We start from the raw sequence: 20,459 nt of genomic DNA on the forward strand, positions 1-20,459 counted from the left end.
CCTTAGTCCTCGAGATCAATAGACGCGCGCCTTCGGCTCGATCTTCTTCGGATCGATGCCGCCGGCGATAAGCTCGGTATGAACCGGACGATATTCGAGCCGGACCTCGCCGGTGTCGTTGACCCAGGCGAGCGTGTGCTTGCGCCAGTTCGTGTCGTCGCGGCCGCCGAGCGGGCCGTCCTTGTAGTCCTCGCGGGCGTGCGCGCCGCGGCTTTCCTTACGCGCTTCGGCGCCGTAGACCGTGGTGATGGCGTTGGCCATTAAATTCTCGAGCTCCAGCGTCTCGACAAGGTCGGAGTTCCAGATCATCGAGCGGTCGGTGACCTTGACGTCCGGCAGTTCCTTCCAGATCGCCGACAGGCGCTTGCAGCCGGATTCGAGCGATTCCTGGGTACGGAACACGGCCGCGTCTTCCTGCATGGCGCGCTGCATCTTGTCGCGCAGCACCGCCGTCGGCGTGCCGCCCCTGGCGTGACGCAGCCGGTCGAAGCGCTCCATGATCCGGTCCGAGGCGGCCGTGTCGACCTCCGGCACCGCCTCGTTGCGGTCGATGATCTGGCCGGCGCGGATCGCCGCGGCGCGACCGAAGACGACGAGGTCGATCAACGAGTTGGAGCCGAGGCGGTTGGCGCCGTGCACCGAGGCGCAGCCGGCTTCGCCGACGGCCATCAGGCCGGGCGCGATGCGCTCGGGGTTCTGGGCGTCGGCATTCAGCACCTCGCCCCAATAGTTGGTCGGGACGCCGCCCATGTTGTAGTGAACGGTCGGCAGAACCGGGATCGGTTCGCGGGTAACGTCGACGCCGGCAAAGATCTTCGCCGATTCCGAGATGCCGGGCAGGCGTTCGTGCAGCACCTTCGGATCGAGATGATCGAGGTGCAGGAAGATGTGGTCCTTGTTCTTGCCGACGCCGCGACCTTCGCGGATTTCCATCGTCATGCAGCGCGACACGACGTCGCGCGAGGCGAGGTCCTTGGCCGACGGGGCATAGCGCTCCATGAAGCGCTCGCCTTCCGAGTTGACGAGATAGCCGCCCTCGCCGCGCGCCCCTTCGGTGATCAGACAGCCGGCGCCGTAGATGCCGGTCGGGTGGAACTGCACGAATTCCATGTCCTGCAGCGGCAGGCCGGCCCGGGCGATCATGCCGCCGCCGTCGCCGGTGCAGGTATGCGCCGAGGTCGCCGAGAAATAGGCGCGGCCGTAGCCGCCGGTCGCCAAGACCACCATCTTCGCGGCCAAGCGATGGATCGTGCCGTCGTCGAGGTTCCAGGCGACGACGCCGGTGCAGCGCCCGTCATCCGACATGATCAGGTCGAGGGCGAAATACTCGATGAAGAACTCGGCGTTGTTGCGCAGCGACTGGCCGTAGAGCGTGTGCAGGATCGCATGGCCGGTGCGGTCGGCGGCCGCGCAGGTGCGCTGCACCGGCGGGCCTTCGCCGTAGTTCTGCATGTGACCGCCGAAGGGCCGCTGGTAGATCTTGCCTTCCTCGTTGCGCGAGAAGGGCACGCCGTAGTGCTCGAGCTCATAGACCGCCTTCGGCGCTTCCATGGCGAGATATTGCATGGCGTCGACGTCGCCGAGCCAGTCCGAGCCCTTGACGGTGTCGTAGAGGTGCCACTGCCAGGAGTCCGGCGTCATGTTCTGCAGCGAGGCGGCGATACCGCCTTGGGCCGCCACCGTGTGCGAGCGGGTCGGGAAGACCTTGGTGATGCAAGCGGTCTTGAGGCCCTGCTCGGCCATGCCGAGGGTCGCACGCAGGCCGGCGCCGCCGGCGCCGACGACGACGACGTCGAAGGCGTGGTCGACATACTGATAGGCCTTGCCGTTTGCAGCGGGGGAACTGATCGATGCCATGACGAAATTACCCTGCAAAAGCGATCTTCAGGACGGCGAAAAGACAGAGCCCGCCGATCGCGATCGCAAAGAATGTGTTGAGCATGAGAAGCGCGATCTTGACGCCCTCCGCATGGACGTAGTCCTCGATGATGACCTGCATGCCGATCCGCATGTGGACGAGCGCCGAGATCACGACGAGAGCCATGATTACCGCGACGAACGGATTGGCGAGGGCGGCGACGACTTCCGCATGCGGCGCACCGGCATAACGGGCCACGAAGAAGACGAAGAAGGTTAAGAGCGGAAGGTTGGAGACGGCCGTCAGGCGCTGGCGCCAGAAGTGGTCCGTACCCTCCTTGGCCGAGCCGAGACCGCGAACCTTGCCGAGGGGTGTGCGCATATCCATGGTGATTTCCCCTTAGCGAACGAGAGAACCGACGATCCAGAGAAGGAGCGTCAGCGCGACCGACCCGGCGAGCGTCCCCTTGGCCATCTTCGTCGCGAAATGCTTCTCGTAGCCGTAGCCGAGATCCCAGATGAAATGGCGGATGCCGCCGAGCATGTGATGCACCAATGCCCAGGTGTAGCCGAACAGCACGAGCTTGCCGATCAGCGTGCCGAACAGCCAGTTTACCCAATCGTAATAGGCCGCGCCCGAGGCGGCGGCGATCAACCACCAGGCGACCAGGATCGTGCCGAAATAGAGTGCGCCGCCGGTAATGCGGTGCACGATCGACATGACCATGGTGGGAATGGGCTTGTAGATTTGAAGATGCGGCGAGAGCGGCCGGCTTCTTGTGACATTCGTCATCGGAACCTCACGAAATGACCGGAGTCCACGCCCTTAAACTAGACTAATTTCATCCGGTATCGCACCCGATTGTGCGCAATTCAGTCATCCGGACCTTTAATCACCATATTGCTTAACGACAAGTATGCTTGCGGTGCAAAATAAATAAAATCGATTAGACGAAAAGCGGCATTTTCGGGTCTGGCGGAGACATCCGCCCGTTAACGATATGGGCGGAAAACCCAATCGAATCCGTGACATTTCACTGCGCTTGCATCAGGATGCGATTAAGAATTCGTTAACCGCATCCTGAAGGCAGGACAGAATGAATCTGTTGCGCGCGGTCCATGCGACCAAAGTTCTCCTCCTGGCCTTCACGCTGGCGATCCCGGTCGGCCTGCCTGTGCAAGCGGGCAGCAACAGGGGCCTGTCGGAAGTGGAGACGCGGGTCCGGCATGTCCGGCTCAAGCACCGCTCCCCGGACCACGCCCGCCACAAGGCACATGATCGCCGCCATTTCGCCGGCCATCGGCGCCACCGCTCCTTCAATTCCAGCGTCGATGACTTCTCGTCTTTCGAGACAGGCGGCCTGGGCAACGTCCAAACCCGCGTCCGCCATATCCGACGGAAGCACTGGCCCTCTCACTTCGCGCGCCGTGACCGCCATCGCGGAGACTTTGTATTCATTGACGGAAGGGGCTATGGCGCCGGCAGCTACAGCGGCGACTTCGATGGCGGCTATGATTTTCCGTCCGGGATCCCCGGCCTCGGCACCTATGCCGGCAACCTTTCCGCCTACGAGCAGCCGGGCAACGGCATCTATTTCAGCCAGGCCGGCAGCTATTCCTATGGGATAGAGGACGAAATCGGGGCAGCCCCGCCAGCGGAGCGCCCGAAGATCATCGTCGTCTCGCCGCAGACCAATGCCAGCGCCTGCGCGTGGGAGCACGGGGTCTGCGTCGTCCGGCCATAGGCCGGGACCACGCGACAGGGCGGACGAGGCGTAACTGTCGCGCGGAATTGTGCCCTCCCCTTGCGAGCGAAGCCGTTGACGGGCTTGGGAGCGCAAGCCCTGTTCCGCCCATCTCGCCGATTGCCGAACAATCAAAAAATTGATATGAGCACCGGCCATGGAATCCAAATTTAGATGTCGCGAACAGAAAATCGTCGTGCTGCAGGACCACAAGCGTCTGCCGGCACGTTTTTTCGCGCGTGTCTGCGGCGCGCTCACCAGCCGCCTAGGCTGATCGCTTGATCAGTGTTGTTCCGGCCGCACCGCCGCCGGTTTTCCGTATTCTGAAATTTCGATGGATATATCGCCATGAGCGCACCGCGTACCCTCTATGACAAGATCTGGGACGACCATCTGGTCAATCAACAGGATGACGGCACCTGTCTGCTCTACATCGACCGTCACCTCGTGCACGAGGTGACGAGTCCGCAGGCCTTCGAAGGCCTGCGCATGGCCGGCCGCAAGGTCCGCGCCCCGGAAAAGACGCTCGCCGTCGTCGACCACAACGTGCCGACCTCGCCGGATCGCCATCTCGGCATCAAGAACGAGGAAAGCCGCATCCAGGTCGAGGCTCTCGCCAGGAACGCCGCCGATTTCGGCGTCGAATATTATTCCGAGAACGACAAGCGCCAGGGCATCGTCCACATTGTCGGTCCCGAGCAGGGCTTCACGCTGCCGGGCATGACGATCGTCTGCGGCGACAGCCACACCTCGACGCACGGCGCCTTCGGCGCGCTGGCGCACGGCATCGGCACGTCCGAAGTGGAGCACGTGCTGGCGACCCAGACGCTGATCCAGAAGAAGGCGAAGAACATGCTGGTGCGCGTCGACGGGCAGTTGCCGCCCGGCGTCACCGCCAAGGACATCATCCTCGCCATCATCGGCGAGATCGGCACGGCCGGCGGTACGGGCCATGTCATCGAATTCGCCGGCGAGGCGATCCGCTCGCTGTCGATGGAAGGCCGCATGACCATCTGCAACATGACGATCGAAGGCGGCGCCCGCGCCGGCCTGATCGCGCCGGACGAAACGACTTTCGACTATATCAAGGACAAGCCGCGTGCCCCGAAGGGCAAGGCCTGGGACATGGCGCTCGACTACTGGAAGACGCTCCACACGGACGAAGGCGCCCACTACGACCGCATCGTCGTCCTCGATGCCGCCGACCTGCCGCCGATCGTCTCCTGGGGCTCCTCGCCGGAAGACGTCATCTCGGTCCAGGGCGCCGTTCCGAACCCCGATGACATCCAGGAAGAGACGAAGCGCGCCTCGAAGTGGCGGGCGCTCGACTATATGGGCCTGAAGCCCGGCACCAAGATCACCGATATCGCCGTCGACCGGGTCTTCATCGGCTCCTGCACCAACGGCCGCATCGAGGATCTGCGTGCCGTCGCCAAGGTCGTCGAGGGCCGCAAGGTCGCCTCGACCGTGTCGGCGATGATCGTGCCCGGCTCCGGCCTCGTCAAGGAACAGGCGGAAGCCGAGGGCCTCGACAAGATCTTCAAGGAAGCCGGTTTCGACTGGCGCGAACCCGGCTGCTCCATGTGCCTGGCGATGAACGACGACCGGCTGAAGCCGGGCGAGCGCTGCGCCTCGACCTCGAACCGCAACTTCGAAGGCCGCCAGGGCTTCAAGGGCCGCACGCACCTGGTCTCGCCGGCGATGGCCGCCGCTGCCGCGGTGGCGGGTCACTTCGTCGATATCCGCGAGTGGAAATAAGCCGGTTTTGAGCTTTTCCGGCATGATTGGCCGCCCTTCGGGGCGGCCTTTTTTATTGCATGCGACGGTGCGAGAATATGATCATCGGCCAACCTACAGCGCCGCGCGCCCTATCAGGCGCGCAAAGGTCGCCGTAGCACTTTGAATTGCTGCATGCCTTCGTCCTTAATCGAGGACGATTTAAGGAGACATGCAGTAGGAGGAATGCCCGATGCCTGACGATGCCAGCCCTCCGATGCGCCGCCTCATGCTGCTCCGCCACGCCAAATCCGCCTGGCCGGAGGGGGTTGCCGACCATCGCCGGCCGCTCGCGGGCCGCGGTCGAAAGGCCGCCCCGGCGATCGGCGCCTTCATAGCGCGGCGGGGCCTGATCCCGGACCTCGCGATCGTTTCGACCGCCCGGCGTGCGCAAGAGACCTGGGAGCTCGTTGCCGAGGCTTTGCCGCACAAGGTTGCCGCCCGCGACGCCGTCGGCATCTACGAGGTTGCCGCCAGTGCCATGCTCGACGTGATCCGCAAGGTGGAGCCGTCTGTCGAAAAACTGCTGATCGTCGGGCACAATCCGGGCATGGCGGAACTTGCGCTGCTGCTTGCCGGTGGTGGTGATGCGGTGGCGCTGGAACGTCTCAAGGACAAGTTTCCAACGGCCGGGCTCGCCGTCATGGATTTCACCATCGAACAATGGTCGGAGATCGCGCCCGGCGCGGGCCGGCTCGTCCAGTTCGTGACGCCGCGCCTGCTGGACGGATCATGAGGCGGCAGGCGCATCCTACACGACCCTGACGGCCATCCCCCTGCGCATGTGCCGGATCAGCCGCTTCATCGCCGGCAGGCTGACGGCGATGCAACCCTGCGTCGGCTCATAGCCGGGACGAATGAGGTGGAAGAAGATCGCCGAGCCGGCTTGCCGCCGCCTGGAGGAGATGTTCCAGTCCATGACGAGGCAGACATCGTAGAGCCCGTCATTCCGCATCATCGTTTCGTGGCTCGCGGCAAACGGCGCCCTGACCGGGCGGTTGTAGGACGCATGGCCGGGGGCGTCGCACCAGAGCATGTCGCGACGGATCCCGCGCATCGGCAGTAGCGTCGGCGGCAGCGAGACCCGATCGCGGCGCGTGAAGCCGCCGATCAGTTTCATCGTCGCCCGCGGCGTCGCGCCGTCGCCTTCGCGCTTCATGGCGCTGAGGCCGCTTCGCCCGATCGCTGCCTGCTCCGTTCTACCGTCGAAGCTTAGAAGCGCGCGCCGCCGGTCGCGCGGCGCAGTCCGGACGATAATTGTGGATTTCCGCGATCTTACTCCCGACGTTTTCTTGCGCATTATTCTCACAAATTCTTGCTTTGCCCGTGATCTCGCGGCCACCCTAAGCACGGTTCCAGGGCGACAAGATTGCGTGGCCGCCGCGCTTTGCCAAGGGCGGCATTTGAGCTAGTTTGAATCCAGGAAGCAACAGGAACTGTCCCATGGCGACGCGCACCATCCTCCTTGTCGACGATGACAACGACCTGCGTGAGACGTTGATAGAGCAGCTTTCTCTGTACGAGGAGTTCGACCTCCTGCAGGAAGCGACCGCCGGCAAGGGCATCCAGACGGCCCGGACACGCCAGGTGGACCTGCTGATTGTGGATGTCGGCCTGCCGGACATGGACGGCCGCGAGGCGGTGAAGCTGTTGCGCAAGGGCGGATTCAAGGCGCCGATCATCATGCTGACCGGTCACGATACCGATTCGGACACGATCCTCGGGCTCGAGGCCGGCGCCAACGACTATGTCACCAAGCCCTTTCGCTTCGCCGTGCTGCTGGCCCGTATCCGCGCCCAGCTTCGCCAGCACGAGCAGAGCGAGGACGCGACCTTCAGCGTCGGGCCCTACACGTTCAAGCCCAGCCAGAAACTGCTGACGATGGACAACGGCCAGAAGATACGCCTGACCGAGAAAGAGGCGGCGATCATCCGCTACCTCTACCGGGCCGACCAGAAGGTAGTGACCCGCGACGTCCTGCTCGAGGAGGTCTGGGGCTACAATTCCGGGGTGACGACCCACACGCTTGAGACGCATGTCTACCGGTTGCGTCAGAAAATCGAGCGCGACCCTTCCAATGCCGAGATTTTGGTGACAGAGAACGGCGGCTACAAGATCGTTCCGTAAGTCCCGACCGCGGAAAGTGGGAAGCGGTTTTCCATTCCAGACCCGCTCCTCGACGTCAGCTAGGAGATATGCTGCTTGGCGCTCAATGACGATATCGCGCTTCTGTCGAACGTCTCGCTTTTTGCCGAGATCGGCGACGACAAGCTCCGGCTGATCGCCTTCGGCGCCGAGCGCCGTCGCGTCGCGAAGGGCCACGAGCTCTTTCGCGAAGGCGCGCCGGCCGATTGCGCCTATGCGGTTGCCGTCGGCAGCTTCTCGCTATCGAAGCTCGACGCCGAAGGACGCCCGCAGCACGTCGACACCGTCTCCCGCGGGGCGCTGCTGTCGGAGCTGGCGCTGATCTCGATGGTCGAACGGAAGTTCACCGCGACCGCCGACGAAGACAGCGAGGTGATCCGCATCAACCGGCCGCTCTTCCGCCGCATGCTGGAGGAGTATCCGGAGGTGACGGCCATGGTCGAGGCCCGGATTCGCGACAACCTGCAGACGATGATCCGCCGCGTCGAGGCACTTGCCGGGCGGTTTGCCTGACGCATGATTTTGCCCCTCATCCGGCCTGCCGGCCACCTTCTCCCCGCGAGCGGGGCGAAGCAGACTCGCGGCCCCGTCTCGCACCGCCTATTGTTGTAGGAAGAGCGAGCCGCGCGTTCCTGTCCCCTGTACCTTTTTCCGGCGGTTCTTGGGTTGCACGCCGTCGTCGCGTGTCGTGCGAAGTGAAGCGTAGCGGAATGAAGCATGACCCGCGACGATGGCCGAAATTGGCGTAGCCTTCCTGAACCGAGCCGATTCGTCGGGAGCAACCAATTGTCCCCCGTGGCCCGACCACCTGGAGAGGACGCGTGCCCCGTCGGATTGGCCGTGATCGATGCCCCGTGGGGAGTCCGCGCCGGAGCTGTATCCGTTTCCGAGCGCCAGTACAGGGATCGGCGAAGATCGCGGTGGCTCGCAGGCTTGGACGAGGAGAAGGGATGACCGATCAGAAACAATTCTATGCCGGCGTCGACTGGGCGTCGGAGAGCCATCATGTGTTCCTCACGGATGGTGATGGCCGGAAAATCGGCGAAAGGGTCTTCAGGCACGGCGGCGAAGGGCTCGCCGAGCTGGCGGCCTGGCTGACGGCAACCAGCGGTGCAACCGAGGCCGGGCAAATCCAGGTCGCGATCGAGGTGCCGCACGGGCCCGTGGTCGAGACGCTGATCGAGCGCGGCTGCCAGGTGCATGCCATCAACCCGAAACAAATGGATCGCTTTCGCGACCGGTTCACCCTGGCCGGCGCCAAGGACGACAGCCGCGATGCCGAAGTGATGGCCTCGGCCTTGCGCACCGATCGCCGGTGCTTCCGGCTGCTCGCCGCCGCCGATCCTGTCGTCATCGAATTGCGCGAATGGTCGCGCATGGCCGAGGACCTCGGCGCCGAGCGCAACCGGTTGACCAACCGCATGCGCGAGCAGCTCTGGCGCTACTTTCCTGCGCTGCTCGAGCTCGAAAACGACCTCGGGGCCGAGTGGCTGCTCGATCTCTGGGAAGCCGTGCCGACGCCGGCCAAAGCCGCGCGGATCCGCGCGGCGACGATCGCCAAGCTTCTCAAACGCAACCGCATCCGCCGCGTCGACGCCACCCATGTGCTCGCCGTGCTGCGCACGCCGCCCGTCAAGGTCGCCGCCGGGACGACCGAAGCCGCCAGCGCCCACATTGCCACGCTCATTGCCCGCATTCGCCTCGTGAACCGGCAGCTCAAGCAAGCGCATCAGCGGCTCGATACCCTGACTGCCCGCCTTGTCCCGACCGAGGAGACCGAGCCGGGGCAGAGGAAGCAGCATGACGTGGAGATCCTCGCATCCTTGCCGGGAGTGGGAAGGATCGTCCTCGCCACGCTGCTCGCAGAAGCCTTCGATGCCCTGCAGCGACGTGACCACGCCGCCTTGCGCAGTTTGACAGGAGTCGCGCCCGTTACCAAGCGGTCCGGCAAGAGCTGCATCGTCATCAGAAGACAGGCCTGCCACGACCGGCTCGCCAACGCCATGTACCATTGGGCACGCGTCGCCATTCAGCACGACTCTCGGAGCCGTTTGAAGTACGCCGCCCTTCGAAGCCGAGGTCACAGCCACGGTCGTGCCCTGCGATCCGTCGCCGACCGCCTCCTCAACGTCGCATGCGCAATGCTGAAAACCGGCACCACCTTCAATCCTTCCTTGGCCGAGCAGAAACTCTCTTGCTAAACGGTGGGGAGTCCTCTCCCCGTGAGAACGGGAGAGGGCTAGGGTGAGGGGCAATTGACGTGGCTCACAATTCGAAATGCGCGATCACCGGCACATGGTCGGAGGGGCGCTCCCAGCCGCGGGCTTCCCGGAGGATGTCGACGCGCAGGAGTTTTGCGGCGAGGTCGGCGGAGGACCAGATGTGGTCGAGGCGGCGGCCGCGGTCGACCGCGGCCCAATCCTTCGCACGATAGCTCCACCAGGTGTAGAGTTTTTCCGGCGGCGGCGTGTGCTGGCGCATCAGGTCGACCCAGGCGCCGCCGGTCATGACCGTGGTGAGCCCATCCGTCTCGACGGGCGTGTGGCTGACGATCTTCAGCAGTTGCTTGTGCGACCAGACGTCGTGCTCCAGCGGCGCGATATTCAGGTCGCCGACCAGGATCGACGAGATGCCCGCCTCGGCCTCGGCGTGCAGCAGCTTCATCTCGTCGACGAAGTCGAGCTTGTGGCCGAATTTCGGATTGATCGTGCGGTCCGGCTCGTCGCCGCCGGCCGGTACATAGAAATTGTGCAGGCGAACCGTCTTGCCGCCGATCGCGAAGACGACCGAGAGATGGCGCGCGTCGCCGACGCCGCAGTAGTTGCGGCGATCGGTCAGTTCGGTGAGCGGCAGGCGAGAGATGGTCGCCACGCCGTGGTAGCCCTTCTGCCCGTGCATTTCGATGTATTTGTAGCCGAGCTTTTTGAGCGGAGCTGACGGGAACTGGTCGTCCGGGCACTTGGTTTCCTGCAGGCAGAGGATGTCGGGCTGCCAGTTCACCAGGAGATGCTCCACCAGCGGCATGCGCAGGCGGACGGAGTTGATGTTCCATGTGGCGATGGAAAGGGCCATTCACATTCCTCTGGTAAGTCTCGCCGGTGGCGCGAAAGCAAGTGTCCCGGCAGCACGGGGGGGCAGCACGGGGCGTTTTAATCAGGTCCGCCGCCAATCGACAAGCATGAAAAAGGCCGCCCGAGGGCGGCCGATTCCAGTATCAGAGGCGATGCGTGTCCGGCTATTTGCCGCCCTTGTTGCGCACCTCGTCATAAGGAATGCGGAACACCTTGTCGTCGAGGGCGATGCCGGTCTGCACATTGAAGATCATGACCGACGTGTCCTTCTTCTGCGCGTCGGTGATCGTCCATTGCCGGAGATTGTAGCTCTTCGGATCGAACATCATGGTGATGGTCGAATCGCCGAAAATCGAACGGTCGCCGAGCACGATCGTGATGAGGTCTGGTTCGACCCGGACGTCGCGCACCATACGGCTGCTGAGATCGATCCTCTCGCTCAAAAGCAGGTTGAGCGGCGTCTTCGACAGCGGGTAGATGTCCCAGGTCTTCAGCTTCATGTTGCCGATGACGACCGACCGGCCGTCGGCGATGACCCGCATCGGCGAGGGGGCCTCGTAGTTGAAGCGGATGCGGCCGGGGCGACGGATATAGAACTTGCCGCCGGTCTGCTCGCCGCGCGGCCCGAACTGGACGAATTCGCCGGCCATCGTTTTTACCGACGAGAAATGATCGGCGATCTTCTGGGCGACGGCGGAGGCCTGCGCCGAAGCGGGGGTCGCCTCCAGGGTCGTTCCGGCGATGCCCGCGAGCGCTGCCAGGCCGCAAACGAAGAGGCGCCGCGAGATCGCCCGAGTGTCGCCGGCGCCGTTTCTTGTCTCTGTCATCGCAGTCTCCTTCATATCAGCGTCATGTGGAGCGCAAGTGGGGCGCCTTCAAGGCGTCATTTGCTGCTGCCGCGGCCCCGCCCTCAAATGACCGTTACCGGCCGGCTTTCCGGACTTACCGGCCGGTGATCTCCGCCTCGGTCGGCACCAGGATCTCGCGCTTGCCGGCGTGGTTTGCCGGGCCGATGATGCCCTCCTGCTCCATCCGCTCGATCAGCGAGGCGGCACGATTATAGCCGATGCCGAGGCGCCGCTGCACGTAGGAGGTCGAGGCCTTGCCGTCCCGCAGCACGATCGCCACGGCCTGGTCGTAGGGGTCCTCGGAATCGGCCAGATTCGAGGTGCCGGCCGGCCCGCCGCCGTCGTTTTCCTCGTCGTCGTCCTCGGTGATCGCGTCGAGATATTGCGGCACCCCTTGCGTCTTCAGATAGGCGACAACCTCTTCCACCTCCGTGTCGGAGACGAAGGGTCCATGGACGCGCTGGATGCGCCCGCCGCCGGCCATGTAGAGCATGTCGCCCTGGCCGAGGAGCTGTTCGGCGCCCTGTTCGCCGAGGATGGTGCGGCTGTCGATCTTCGAGGTGACCTGGAAGGAGATGCGGGTCGGGAAGTTCGCCTTGATCGTGCCGGTGATGACGTCGACCGACGGGCGCTGCGTCGCCATGATGACATGGATGCCGGCGGCGCGCGCCATCTGCGCGAGCCGCTGCACCGCGCCTTCGATATCCTTGCCGGCGACCATCATCAGGTCGGCCATCTCGTCGATGATGACGACGATATAGGGCATCGGCGAAAGGTCGAATTCCTCGGTCTCGTACACGGCTTCGCCGGTCTGGCGGTCGAAGCCGGTCTGGACGGTGCGGGTAATCGCTTCGCCTTTGGCCAGCGCCTGCTCGACGCGGGCGTTGAAGCCGTCGATGTTGCGGACGCCGATCTTCGACATCTTCTTGTAGCGCTCTTCCATCTCGCGCACCGTCCATTTCAGCGCGACGACGGCCTTCTTCGGGTCGGTGACGACAGGCGAGAGCAGATGCGGAATGCCGTCATAAACGGAGAGTTCGAGCATCTTCGGATCGATCATGATCAGGCGGCACTGGTCGGGCGTGAGACGATAGAGCAGCGACAGGATCATCGTGTTGATCGCCACCGACTTGCCCGAACCGGTGGTGCCGGCGACGAGCAGATGCGGCATCTTGGCGAGGTCGGCGACGACAGGCTCGCCGCCGATCGTCTTGCCGAGCGCCATGGCGAGCTTCGTCTTTGTCGTCTCGAAGTCGCGCGAACCGATCAGCTCGCGCAGATAGACCATCTCGCGCCGCTGGTTCGGCAGTTCGATGCCGATGGCATTGCGGCCCGGCACGACGGCGACGCGAGCGGCGATCGCGCTCATCGAGCGGGCGATGTCGTCGGCAAGGCCGATGACGCGCGACGACTTGATGCCGGGCGCCGGTTCCAGTTCGTACAGCGTCACGACAGGCCCCGGGCGCACATGGATGATCTCGCCCTTGACGCCGAAATCCTCGAGCACGCCTTCGAGCATGCGGGCATTTTGTTCGAGCGCATCGGATGATAGCGAAGCGTCGCGCGCGACATTCTTCGGCTCCGCGAGGAAATGGATCGGCGGCAGCGTGAAATCGTCGTCCTCGACGAAGGAGCGCTGGGCCTCGCGTTCGATCCGCTGGCCGCTCTTCGGCCGCGTCGGCGGCGGGGCGACCCTGGAGCCGTTGAGCGCCGGCCTTGCCGGGGCCGGCCTCGGTGCCCAGTCGGCGGCAATGTCGTCCTCGTCGTCCGGCAGGATGCCGGCGGGACGGGGTTCGTCGATGTCGAAGGGCGGGTCGTCGTCGGCGGCGAGGATCGGCGGCGGTGTGACGAGGCGGCGCTCAGCGCGATCGAGCGATGGTTCGACGCGCGCAGCGCCGGCCTGTGCCTTCGGCCGGGCCGGCTCGTTGAGCGTGCCGAATTCGTCGTTGTTGAAATCATAGGGCTCGTCGTACTGGCGCTTGGCGCGGCTGGCGCTCAGGCCGAAGGCACGACGCAGCCGGGCTTGCGCCGTGAAGCGCATATGGGCGAGCGAGCCCATCAGGACGGTCAGCGGCCCCTCGTCATCCTCGTCCTCGAGCTCTTCGCGGATGGTGCGGGCCTTGCTCGGAACGGGCTCCGGTGCCGCCTCTTCCTCGCCTTCGTCGCTGACGCCGATAAGCCCGGCGCTGAAGATCAGCGCCCAGGCGGCCGGCGCGGCGAACAGGCAGGCGAGAACGGTCGCGAAGGTGCCGGTCGGGAAGGTGCCGGTGAAGAGCGCCGGGAAGCGCAGGATCATGTCGCCGAAGACGCCGCCGAGACCGTTCGGCAGCGGCCAGGTGATCGGCGCCGGCACGCAGCTCAAGGCCGCGCTTGCCAGCACCGAACCGACGAACCAGAGTGAGAGCCGCTTCACGGCCTTGTCGAAGGGCTTGTTGCCGATCAGCACGAGGGCCCAGGCGACCGCCGGCAGCAGCGCCACGACGCTCGCCAGGCCGAAGAATTGCATGAAGATATCGGCAAAGGCGGCGCCGCCGTGGCCGAGCACGTTGGTCGGCTGCTGCGAGGTGGCATAGGAGAAGCTCGGATCGGAAACGTTCCACGTCGAAAGCGCGGCAACGGCGAGCGCCAATGTGCCGAACAGCGCAAAACCTGCCAGCGACGCGATCTGGCGCCAGAGGAAGGTGGTCAGCACGAACTGGTTGGAACGGCTGTCAAGCGTTGCGGGGTTGCTTCTGCTCATGTTGCCTGCTGCCCGTTTCGATCCGCCGGAGCGCCACGCATCTTCCAAGTGAACGGTGGGAACATTCCAGCCATTGATTGCAGGGCATTCTTGCCGCCTTCCGAAGCCGGAGTGGACACAGAATGCTCCGGGCACATTGCGTGCCATGCAATCAACCTAAGCGGACTAGGGTTAATGCGACATTAACCATGCGTCTGCGGGGCAGAAATAGCAGTGTGTGAGCCGTTGTTTTAGTCAAAAAAAGCCCGGATCGCGAGGATCCGGGCGAAGGGCGATCCGCGAAATATGCGGATCGCGACGGGACTGGTGGCGGCGCCGGTCTGCCGGCGCCGCAATCCGCTTAGCTGGCGTGATAGGCGGCCTCGCCGTGCGAGGAGAGGTCGAGACCTTCGCGCTCCGCTTCGACCGTGACGCGCAGGCCGACGATCGCATCGACAACCTTGAAAAGGATGGCCGAACCGATGCCGGACCAGACGACGGTGACGAGCACGCCCTTGAGCTGCGCCCAGACCTGCGTTGCCGTGCCGGCGTAGCCAGCGGCGAAGTCGGCGGTCGAATAGTCGACGATGCCTGCGCCGCCGAGCGCCGGATTGACGAGGATGCCGGTTGCGATCGCGCCGAGGATGCCGCCGACGCCGTGGATGCCGAACACGTCGAGGCTGTCGTCATAGTGGAACTTGTTCTTTACCACGTCGACGAAGAAGTAGCAGACCGGCGAGACCGCGAGGCCGAGCACGATTGCGCCCATCGGCCCGGCAAAGCCGGCGGCCGGGGTTACGGCGACGAGGCCGGCAACGGCACCCGAGGCGGCGCCGAGCATCGAGGCCTTGCCGCGAACGAGCGTTTCAACGACCGCCCAGGAGACGATTGCGGCTGCGGTCGCCAGGAAGGTGTTGATCATCGCAAGTGCCGCATAGGCATTGGCTTCGAGGTTCGAGCCGGCATTGAAGCCGAACCAGCCGACCCACAGCAGCGAGGCGCCGACCATGGTGAGCGTCATCGAATGCGGAGCCATGATCTCGCGCTTGTAGCCGGTGCGCTTGCCGAGCATGATCGCGCCGACGAGGCCCGCAATGCCGGCATTGATGTGGACGACGGTGCCGCCGGCGAAGTCGATCGCGCCGAAGGAGAAGATCAGGCCGGTCGGTGCCGTATAGGCGCTCGGGCCACCCCAGAACCAGACCATGTGGGCGATCGGGAAGTAGACCAAGGTGACCCACAGGATGACGAACAGCATGACGGCCGAGAACTTGATGCGCTCGGCGAAGGCGCCGACGATCAGGGCCGGCGTGATGCAGGCGAAGGTCATCTGGAAGACGACGAAGACGTATTCGGGGATGAAGACGCCCTTCGAGAAGCTTTCCGCAAGGGTCGTGGTGTCGACGCCCGCCAGGAACATTTTCGAGAAGCCGCCGATGAAGGAGTTGAGCGAGCCGCCATCCGTGAAGGCCAGCGAATAGCCGTAGGTCACCCAGATGATCATCACGACGGCGGTGATCATCAGAACCTGCATCAGCACCGACAGCATGTTCTTGGCGCGCACCAGGCCGCCATAGAAGAGCGCCAGACCGGGAACGGTCATCAGCAGGACGAGGATGGTGGACAGCAGCATCCAGGTGGTGTCGCCCTTGTCCGGAACCGGCGTTGCCGCAACGGCCTCGGCAGCGGCGGGCGCCGCCTCCTGGGCGAAAGCAACGACCGGCGCGAGCAAGGCGGCAGCGGTGGCGCCCACGCGTCGAAGAGAGAGGGAAAGATTGAATGACGACATCGAAAAATGCTCCCTGATCGGCGCTGCTTACAACGCTTCTGAATCGGTTTCGCCGGTGCGGATGCGCACGGCATGGTCAATCGAATAGACGAAGATCTTGCCGTCGCCGATCTGGCCGGTTTTCGCAGCCGAAGCGATCGCGTCGACGGCCTTGTCGACGATCTCCGACGGAACCGCGATCTCGATCTTCAGCTTCGGCAGGAAGCTCACGGCGTATTCGGTGCCACGGTAGATTTCGGTGTGCCCCTTCTGGCGGCCGTATCCCTTCACTTCGGTCACGGTCAAACCCTGGATGCCTACGGTGGTCAGGGCTTCGCGAACCTCATCGAGCTTGAACGGCTTGATAATGGCCATCACAATTTTCATCGGCTTCCCATCCTTGTCTGCCTCGGCCCGGAGGCCGTCTCTCCTTGCTGCTTGAGCGCCTAAAGCGCCGGGCAACCGGAACTTCACATTCAAGGGGCGTGCCAGATTCGATCGAGAAGGCATAAATTCCGAAAAAGACACGAAAAAACCACTTTTCGCGACGCTTCGGCCGCGAAGTGCTAAAAAAGCAGCCAGTAAAGAAGATTAAAAAACAGGCAAAAGAACAAAAAGGCCGACGATCGGCTATTTTTTAATCAACTGCCTTTTTACGGATCAGGCCTTCCTGCGCCACGGAGGCGATCAGCACGCCGGAACGATCGAACAGGCTGCCGCGCGTCATGCCGCGCGCGCCGTGCGCGCTTGGGCTGTCCTGCGTATAGAGCAGCCAGTCGTCCATGCTGGAGGGTCGATGGAACCACATGGCGTGGTCGAGGCTCGCGACCTGGAGCGTTCGGTCGAACACGGAGGTGCCGTGCGCGTAGAGCGACGTGTCGAGCAGCGTCATGTCGGACAGATAGGCAAGGACGGCGGCCTGCAGATGGCGCTCGTCCGGCACCTTGCCGACGGCCTTCACCCAGACGTCCTGCCGCGGCGCGGCCTTGTTGCGTGAGAAATAGTGCTCGAGCGAGGTCGGCCGGATCTCGATCGGCCGCGGCCGCTCCCAGTAGCGGCGGATCGCTTCCGGGGCGTGGACGAGGAATTTCTCCCGCAGCTCCTTTTCGCCTGGCAAGGTCTCCGGCATCGGCACGTCGGGCATGCCGAACTGATGGTCGAAACCCTCCTCGTCATACTGGAAGGAGGCCGACATCGAGAAGATCGCCTTGCCGTGCTGGATCGCCACGACGCGCCGGGTGGCGAAGCTCGATCCGTCGCGGATGCGGTCGACCTCGTAGATGATCGGCACGGTCGGGTCGCCCGGCCTCAGGAAATAGGCGTGCAGCGAATGGACGTAGCGGCCCTCGTCCACGGTGCGTTGCGCGGCGACGAGCGCCTGGCCGATGACCTGCCCGCCGAACACCCGCTGCCAGCCGACCTGGGGGCTGAGGCCCCGGAACAGGTTTTCCTCGAGCTTTTCGAGATCGAGGATCCCGAGCAGCGCATCCATGGGTGTGGCGGATTCGGCGGGGCGCGACATTTTCGGCGGTCTCCGATGGTAGGAACGGCGATGGCATTGATCTATATACGCATGGATCGATGCTCAAGTGCGACGGGAGAGAGGCGGGATGATCGATGTACTGATTGCCGGAGGCGGCTATGTCGGCCTGTCGCTCGCCGTATCGCTCAAGAAAGCGGCTCCCCATCTCGACGTGACCGTCGTCGACGGCGCGCCGGAAGGCGCCTGGAAAAAGGACGAGCGGGCCTCCGCGGTCGCCCTTGCGGCCGAGCGCATGCTCGACGTTCTCGGCGTCTGGGATGCGATCGCCCCGGAGGCAGAGCCGATCCTCAGGATGGTGATCACCGATTCGAAGACGGCCGATCCCGTCCGCCCGGTGTTCCTGACCTTCGAGGGCGACGGCGGCGAAGGGCGCCCCTTCGCGCATATGGTGCCGAACACCGCGCTGGTCGGCGGATTGCGCGAGGCCTGCCGGGAACTCGGCGTGGCGATCCGCCAGGCGGCGATGGTCGAAAGCTTCAAGAGCGGCGATCACGCCGTTGCCGTGACGTTCGCCGGCGGCGAGGTGCTCGAGGCACGGCTGCTGGTCGCCTGCGACGGGGTGCGATCGAAATTGCGCGAGGCCGCCGGCATCAAGGTAGTCGAGTTCGATTACGGCCAGTCCGGCATCGTGACGACGGTCGAGCACGAGCGGCCGCATGGCGGCACGGCGGAGGAGCATTTCCTGCCGGCCGGCCCCTTCGCCACCCTGCCGCTCAAGGACAACCGCTCGTCGCTGGTCTGGACGGAGCGCAGCGCCGACGCCGAGCGCCTGGTCAAGGAAGATGATTTTATTTTCGAGGACGAACTGGAGCGCCGCTTCGGCCACAAGCTCGGCCATCTCAAGGTGGTCGGCGGCCGCCGGGCCTTTCCGCTCGGGCTGACGCTGGCCCGGGATTTCGTGGCGCCGCGCTTCGCTTTGGCGGGCGATGCCGCGCACGGCATTCACCCGATCTCCGGCCAGGGCCTCAATCTCGGCTTCAAGGACGTGGCGGCACTTGCCGAAACGCTCGTCGAGGCGGATCGGCTCGGCCTCGATATCGGCTCGCTTGCCGTCCTCGAGCGCTACCAGACCTGGCGGCGTTTCGACACTTTCCGCATGGGTGTGACGACCGATGTCCTGAACCGGCTGTTCTCCAACGACATCACGCCGGTGAGGGTCATCCGCGACATCGGCCTTGGCCTCGTCGACCGCCTGCCGTCGCTCAAGAGTTTCTTCATCCGCCAGGCCGCCGGCGTTGCCGGCGAAACGGACCCGCGGCTGCTTTCGGGACAGCCGATCTGAAAAGTTTTGGGGGCGCCCAGGAGGCGCCCCTCATCCGCCTGCCGGCACCTTCTCCCCGCAGGCGGGGAGAAGGGATTCGCCGCGTCGCCTCAGTCCCCTGTACCTTTTTCCGGCGGTTCTTGGGTTGCACGCCGTCGTCGCGTGTCGTGCGAAGTGAAGCGTAGTGGAATGAAGCATGACCCGCGACGATGGCCGAAATTGGCGTAGCCTTCCTGAACCGAGCCGATTCGTCGGGAGCAACCAATTGTCCCCTGTGGCCCGACCACCTGGAGAGGACGCGTGCCCCGTCGGATTGGCCGTGATCGATGCCCCGTGGGGAGTCCGCGCCGGAGCTGTATCCGTTTCCGAGCGCCAGTACAGGGATCGGCGAAGATCGCGGTGGCTCGCAGGCTTGGACGAGGAGAAGGGATGACCGATCAGAAACAATTCTATGCCGGCGTCGACTGGGCGTCGGAGAGCCATCATGTGTTCCTCACGGATGGTGATGGCCGGAAAATCGGCGAAAGGGTCTTCAGGCACGGCGGCGAAGGGCTCGCCGAGCTGGCGGCCTGGCTGACGGCAACCAGCGGTGCAACCGAGGCCGGGCAAATCCAGGTCGCGATCGAGGTGCCGCACGGGCCCGTGGTCGAGACGCTGATCGAGCGCGGCTGCCAGGTGCATGCCATCAACCCGAAACAAATGGATCGCTTTCGCGACCGGTTCACCCTGGCCGGCGCCAAGGACGACAGCCGCGATGCCGAAGTGATGGCCTCGGCCTTGCGCACCGATCGCCGGTGCTTCCGGCTGCTCGCCGCCGCCGATCCTGTCGTCATCGAATTGCGCGAATGGTCGCGCATGGCCGAGGACCTCGGCGCCGAGCGCAACCGGTTGACCAACCGCATGCGCGAGCAGCTCTGGCGCTACTTTCCTGCGCTGCTCGAGCTCGAAAACGACCTCGGGGCCGAGTGGCTGCTCGATCTCTGGGAAGCCGGGCCGACGCCGGCCAAAGCCGCGCGGATCCGCGCGGCGACGATCGCCAAGCTTCTCAAACGCAACCGCATCCGCCGCGTCGACGCCACCCATGTGCTCGCCGTGCTGCGCACGCCGCCCGTCAAGGTCGCCGCCGGGACGACCGAAGCCGCCAGCGCCCACATTGCCACGCTCATTGCCCGCATTCGCCTCGTGAACCGGCAGCTCAAGCAAGCGCATCAGCGGCTCGATACCCTGACTGCCCGCCTTGTCCCGACCGAGGCGACCGAGCCGGGGCAGAGGAAGCAGCATGACGTGGAGATCCTCGCATCCTTGCCGGGAGTGGGAAGGATCGTCCTCGCCACGCTGCTCGCAGAAGCCTTCGATGCCCTGCAGCGACGTGACCACGCCGCCTTGCGCAGTTTGACAGGAGTCGCGCCCGTTACCAAGCGGTCCGGCAAGAGCTGCATCGTCATCAGAAGACAGGCCTGCCACGACCGGCTCGCCAACGCCATGTACCATTGGGCACGCGTCGCCATTCAGCACGACTCTCGGAGCCGTTTGAAGTACGCCGCCCTTCGAAGCCGAGGTCACAGCCACGGTCGTGCCCTGCGATCCGTCGCCGACCGCCTCCTCAACGTCGCATGCGCAATGCTGAAAACCGGCACCACCTTCAATCCTTCCTTGGCCGAGCAGAAACTCTCTTGCTAAACGGTGGGGAGTCCTCTCCCCGCTGGGCGGGGAGAGGGTTAGGGTG

At 64.5% G+C, this 20,459-nt stretch carries 18 protein-coding genes; 8 read left to right on the forward strand and 10 right to left on the reverse strand.

Going from position 1 to position 20,459, the window contains the following annotated elements:
- Nucleotides 1-15: 15 nt before the first annotated feature.
- From sdhA to sdhC, 3 genes are read right to left on the reverse strand one after another with little or no spacing between them, the layout of a single operon-like run.
- Nucleotides 16-1,857, reverse strand: coding sequence for a succinate dehydrogenase flavoprotein subunit (sdhA, locus tag NGR_RS26810; RefSeq protein ID WP_012709622.1), 1,842 nt, complete (start codon nt 1,855-1,857; stop codon nt 16-18).
- Nucleotides 1,858-1,864: 7 nt separating this feature from the next.
- Nucleotides 1,865-2,245 carry a succinate dehydrogenase, hydrophobic membrane anchor protein gene (sdhD, locus tag NGR_RS26815; RefSeq protein WP_012709623.1) on the reverse strand — a complete coding sequence of 127 codons (381 nt, stop codon included), beginning with the start codon at nt 2,243-2,245 and terminating at the stop codon, nt 1,865-1,867.
- Nucleotides 2,246-2,257: 12 nt separating this feature from the next.
- Nucleotides 2,258-2,650, reverse strand: coding sequence for a succinate dehydrogenase, cytochrome b556 subunit (gene sdhC, locus NGR_RS26820; RefSeq protein WP_012709624.1), 393 nt, complete (start codon nt 2,648-2,650; stop codon nt 2,258-2,260).
- 304 nt (nt 2,651-2,954) lie between these two features.
- Between sdhC and NGR_RS26825 the strand changes: the two genes are divergently transcribed.
- The 3 genes from NGR_RS26825 (at nt 2,955) to NGR_RS26835 (ending at nt 6,114) form a co-directional block, all read left to right on the forward strand.
- A complete protein-coding gene (locus NGR_RS26825) occupies nt 2,955-3,602 on the forward strand; it encodes a hypothetical protein (protein WP_012709625.1) in 648 nt (215 codons plus the stop codon).
- 348 nt (nt 3,603-3,950) lie between these two features.
- Nucleotides 3,951-5,360: a 3-isopropylmalate dehydratase large subunit gene (gene leuC / locus NGR_RS26830; RefSeq protein ID WP_012709627.1), complete on the forward strand. Its 1,410-nt coding sequence runs from the start codon at nt 3,951-3,953 to the stop codon at nt 5,358-5,360.
- 211 nt (nt 5,361-5,571) lie between these two features.
- On the forward strand, nt 5,572-6,114 hold the full coding sequence (locus tag NGR_RS26835) for a SixA phosphatase family protein (protein ID WP_012709628.1): 543 nt from the start codon (nt 5,572-5,574) through the stop codon (nt 6,112-6,114).
- 15 nt (nt 6,115-6,129) lie between these two features.
- On the opposite strand, the gene NGR_RS26840 is transcribed toward NGR_RS26835, so the two are convergent.
- Nucleotides 6,130-6,678, reverse strand: a complete 549-nt coding sequence (locus NGR_RS26840) for a L,D-transpeptidase family protein (protein WP_012709629.1) — start codon at nt 6,676-6,678, stop codon at nt 6,130-6,132.
- 143 nt (nt 6,679-6,821) lie between these two features.
- Here NGR_RS26840 and NGR_RS26845 point away from each other — a divergent pair, with 143 nt between their 5' ends.
- The 3 genes from NGR_RS26845 to NGR_RS26855 all read left to right on the forward strand — a co-directional run bounded on the left by NGR_RS26845 (nt 6,822) and on the right by NGR_RS26855 (nt 9,724).
- The gene (locus NGR_RS26845; RefSeq protein WP_012709630.1) at nt 6,822-7,505 is read left to right on the forward strand and encodes a response regulator transcription factor; all 684 of its coding nucleotides are present in this window, start codon (nt 6,822-6,824) and stop codon (nt 7,503-7,505) included.
- A 75-nt stretch (nt 7,506-7,580) separates the two neighbouring features.
- Nucleotides 7,581-8,036, forward strand: coding sequence for a cyclic nucleotide-binding domain-containing protein (locus NGR_RS26850; protein WP_012709631.1), 456 nt, complete (start codon nt 7,581-7,583; stop codon nt 8,034-8,036).
- Between the two features lie 437 nt (nt 8,037-8,473).
- Entirely contained in the window at nt 8,474-9,724 is a 1,251-nt protein-coding gene (locus NGR_RS26855) for an IS110 family transposase (RefSeq protein ID WP_012707828.1), read from the forward strand.
- A 64-nt stretch (nt 9,725-9,788) separates the two neighbouring features.
- Here the strand turns inward: NGR_RS26855 and NGR_RS26860 are convergent, their stop codons facing one another.
- The 6 genes from NGR_RS26860 to tesB all read right to left on the reverse strand — a co-directional run bounded on the left by NGR_RS26860 (nt 9,789) and on the right by tesB (nt 17,451).
- Complete coding sequence (locus NGR_RS26860) at nt 9,789-10,595, reverse strand: exodeoxyribonuclease III (protein ID WP_012709632.1); 807 nt, start codon at nt 10,593-10,595, stop codon at nt 9,789-9,791.
- Nucleotides 10,596-10,758: 163 nt separating this feature from the next.
- A complete protein-coding gene (locus NGR_RS26865; RefSeq protein WP_012709633.1) occupies nt 10,759-11,421 on the reverse strand; it encodes an outer membrane lipoprotein carrier protein LolA in 663 nt (220 codons plus the stop codon).
- A gap of 115 nt (nt 11,422-11,536) precedes the next feature.
- Entirely contained in the window at nt 11,537-14,182 is a 2,646-nt protein-coding gene (locus NGR_RS26870) for a DNA translocase FtsK (protein WP_164924511.1), read from the reverse strand.
- Nucleotides 14,183-14,522: 340 nt separating this feature from the next.
- Entirely contained in the window at nt 14,523-15,950 is a 1,428-nt protein-coding gene (locus NGR_RS26875; RefSeq protein ID WP_012709635.1) for an ammonium transporter, read from the reverse strand.
- Nucleotides 15,951-15,977: 27 nt separating this feature from the next.
- Nucleotides 15,978-16,316 (reverse strand): P-II family nitrogen regulator, encoded by a 339-nt coding sequence (locus NGR_RS26880; RefSeq protein ID WP_012709636.1) that lies wholly within the window; start codon nt 16,314-16,316, stop codon nt 15,978-15,980.
- Nucleotides 16,317-16,566: 250 nt separating this feature from the next.
- Complete coding sequence (tesB, locus tag NGR_RS26885; RefSeq protein WP_012709637.1) at nt 16,567-17,451, reverse strand: acyl-CoA thioesterase II; 885 nt, start codon at nt 17,449-17,451, stop codon at nt 16,567-16,569.
- Nucleotides 17,452-17,539: 88 nt separating this feature from the next.
- Between tesB and NGR_RS26890 the strand changes: the two genes are divergently transcribed.
- Together NGR_RS26890 and NGR_RS32545 are read left to right on the forward strand one after the other, a co-directional pair.
- On the forward strand, nt 17,540-18,754 hold the full coding sequence (locus NGR_RS26890) for a ubiquinone biosynthesis hydroxylase (RefSeq protein ID WP_012709638.1): 1,215 nt from the start codon (nt 17,540-17,542) through the stop codon (nt 18,752-18,754).
- Nucleotides 18,755-19,162: 408 nt separating this feature from the next.
- On the forward strand, nt 19,163-20,413 hold the full coding sequence (locus NGR_RS32545) for an IS110 family transposase (RefSeq protein WP_012709639.1): 1,251 nt from the start codon (nt 19,163-19,165) through the stop codon (nt 20,411-20,413).
- Nucleotides 20,414-20,459: the final 46 nt, after the last annotated feature.

The sequence above is a fragment of the Sinorhizobium fredii NGR234 genome (genome assembly GCF_000018545.1).
In the GTDB taxonomy this organism is placed as follows: domain Bacteria; phylum Pseudomonadota; class Alphaproteobacteria; order Rhizobiales; family Rhizobiaceae; genus Sinorhizobium; species Sinorhizobium fredii_A.

Excerpts from the sequence above, each read along its gene's own strand:
- sdhA (WP_012709622.1), bottom strand. The coding sequence starts at position 1,857 with ATGGCATCGATCAGTTCCCCCGCTGCAAACGGCAAGGCCTATCAGTAT.
- sdhD (WP_012709623.1), bottom strand. The coding sequence starts at position 2,245 with ATGGATATGCGCACACCCCTCGGCAAGGTTCGCGGTCTCGGCTCGGCC.
- sdhC (WP_012709624.1), bottom strand. The coding sequence starts at position 2,650 with ATGACGAATGTCACAAGAAGCCGGCCGCTCTCGCCGCATCTTCAAATC.
- NGR_RS26825 (WP_012709625.1), top strand. The coding sequence starts at position 2,955 with ATGAATCTGTTGCGCGCGGTCCATGCGACCAAAGTTCTCCTCCTGGCC.
- leuC (WP_012709627.1), top strand. The coding sequence starts at position 3,951 with ATGAGCGCACCGCGTACCCTCTATGACAAGATCTGGGACGACCATCTG.
- NGR_RS26835 (WP_012709628.1), top strand. The coding sequence starts at position 5,572 with ATGCCTGACGATGCCAGCCCTCCGATGCGCCGCCTCATGCTGCTCCGC.
- NGR_RS26840 (WP_012709629.1), bottom strand. The coding sequence starts at position 6,678 with ATGCGCAAGAAAACGTCGGGAGTAAGATCGCGGAAATCCACAATTATC.
- NGR_RS26845 (WP_012709630.1), top strand. The coding sequence starts at position 6,822 with ATGGCGACGCGCACCATCCTCCTTGTCGACGATGACAACGACCTGCGT.
- NGR_RS26855 (WP_012707828.1), top strand. The coding sequence starts at position 8,474 with ATGACCGATCAGAAACAATTCTATGCCGGCGTCGACTGGGCGTCGGAG.
- NGR_RS26860 (WP_012709632.1), bottom strand. The coding sequence starts at position 10,595 with ATGGCCCTTTCCATCGCCACATGGAACATCAACTCCGTCCGCCTGCGC.
- NGR_RS26865 (WP_012709633.1), bottom strand. The coding sequence starts at position 11,421 with ATGACAGAGACAAGAAACGGCGCCGGCGACACTCGGGCGATCTCGCGG.
- NGR_RS26870 (WP_164924511.1), bottom strand. The coding sequence starts at position 14,182 with ATGAGCAGAAGCAACCCCGCAACGCTTGACAGCCGTTCCAACCAGTTC.
- NGR_RS26875 (WP_012709635.1), bottom strand. The coding sequence starts at position 15,950 with ATGTCGTCATTCAATCTTTCCCTCTCTCTTCGACGCGTGGGCGCCACC.
- NGR_RS26880 (WP_012709636.1), bottom strand. The coding sequence starts at position 16,316 with ATGAAAATTGTGATGGCCATTATCAAGCCGTTCAAGCTCGATGAGGTT.
- tesB (WP_012709637.1), bottom strand. The coding sequence starts at position 17,451 with ATGTCGCGCCCCGCCGAATCCGCCACACCCATGGATGCGCTGCTCGGG.
- NGR_RS26890 (WP_012709638.1), top strand. The coding sequence starts at position 17,540 with ATGATCGATGTACTGATTGCCGGAGGCGGCTATGTCGGCCTGTCGCTC.
- NGR_RS32545 (WP_012709639.1), top strand. The coding sequence starts at position 19,163 with ATGACCGATCAGAAACAATTCTATGCCGGCGTCGACTGGGCGTCGGAG.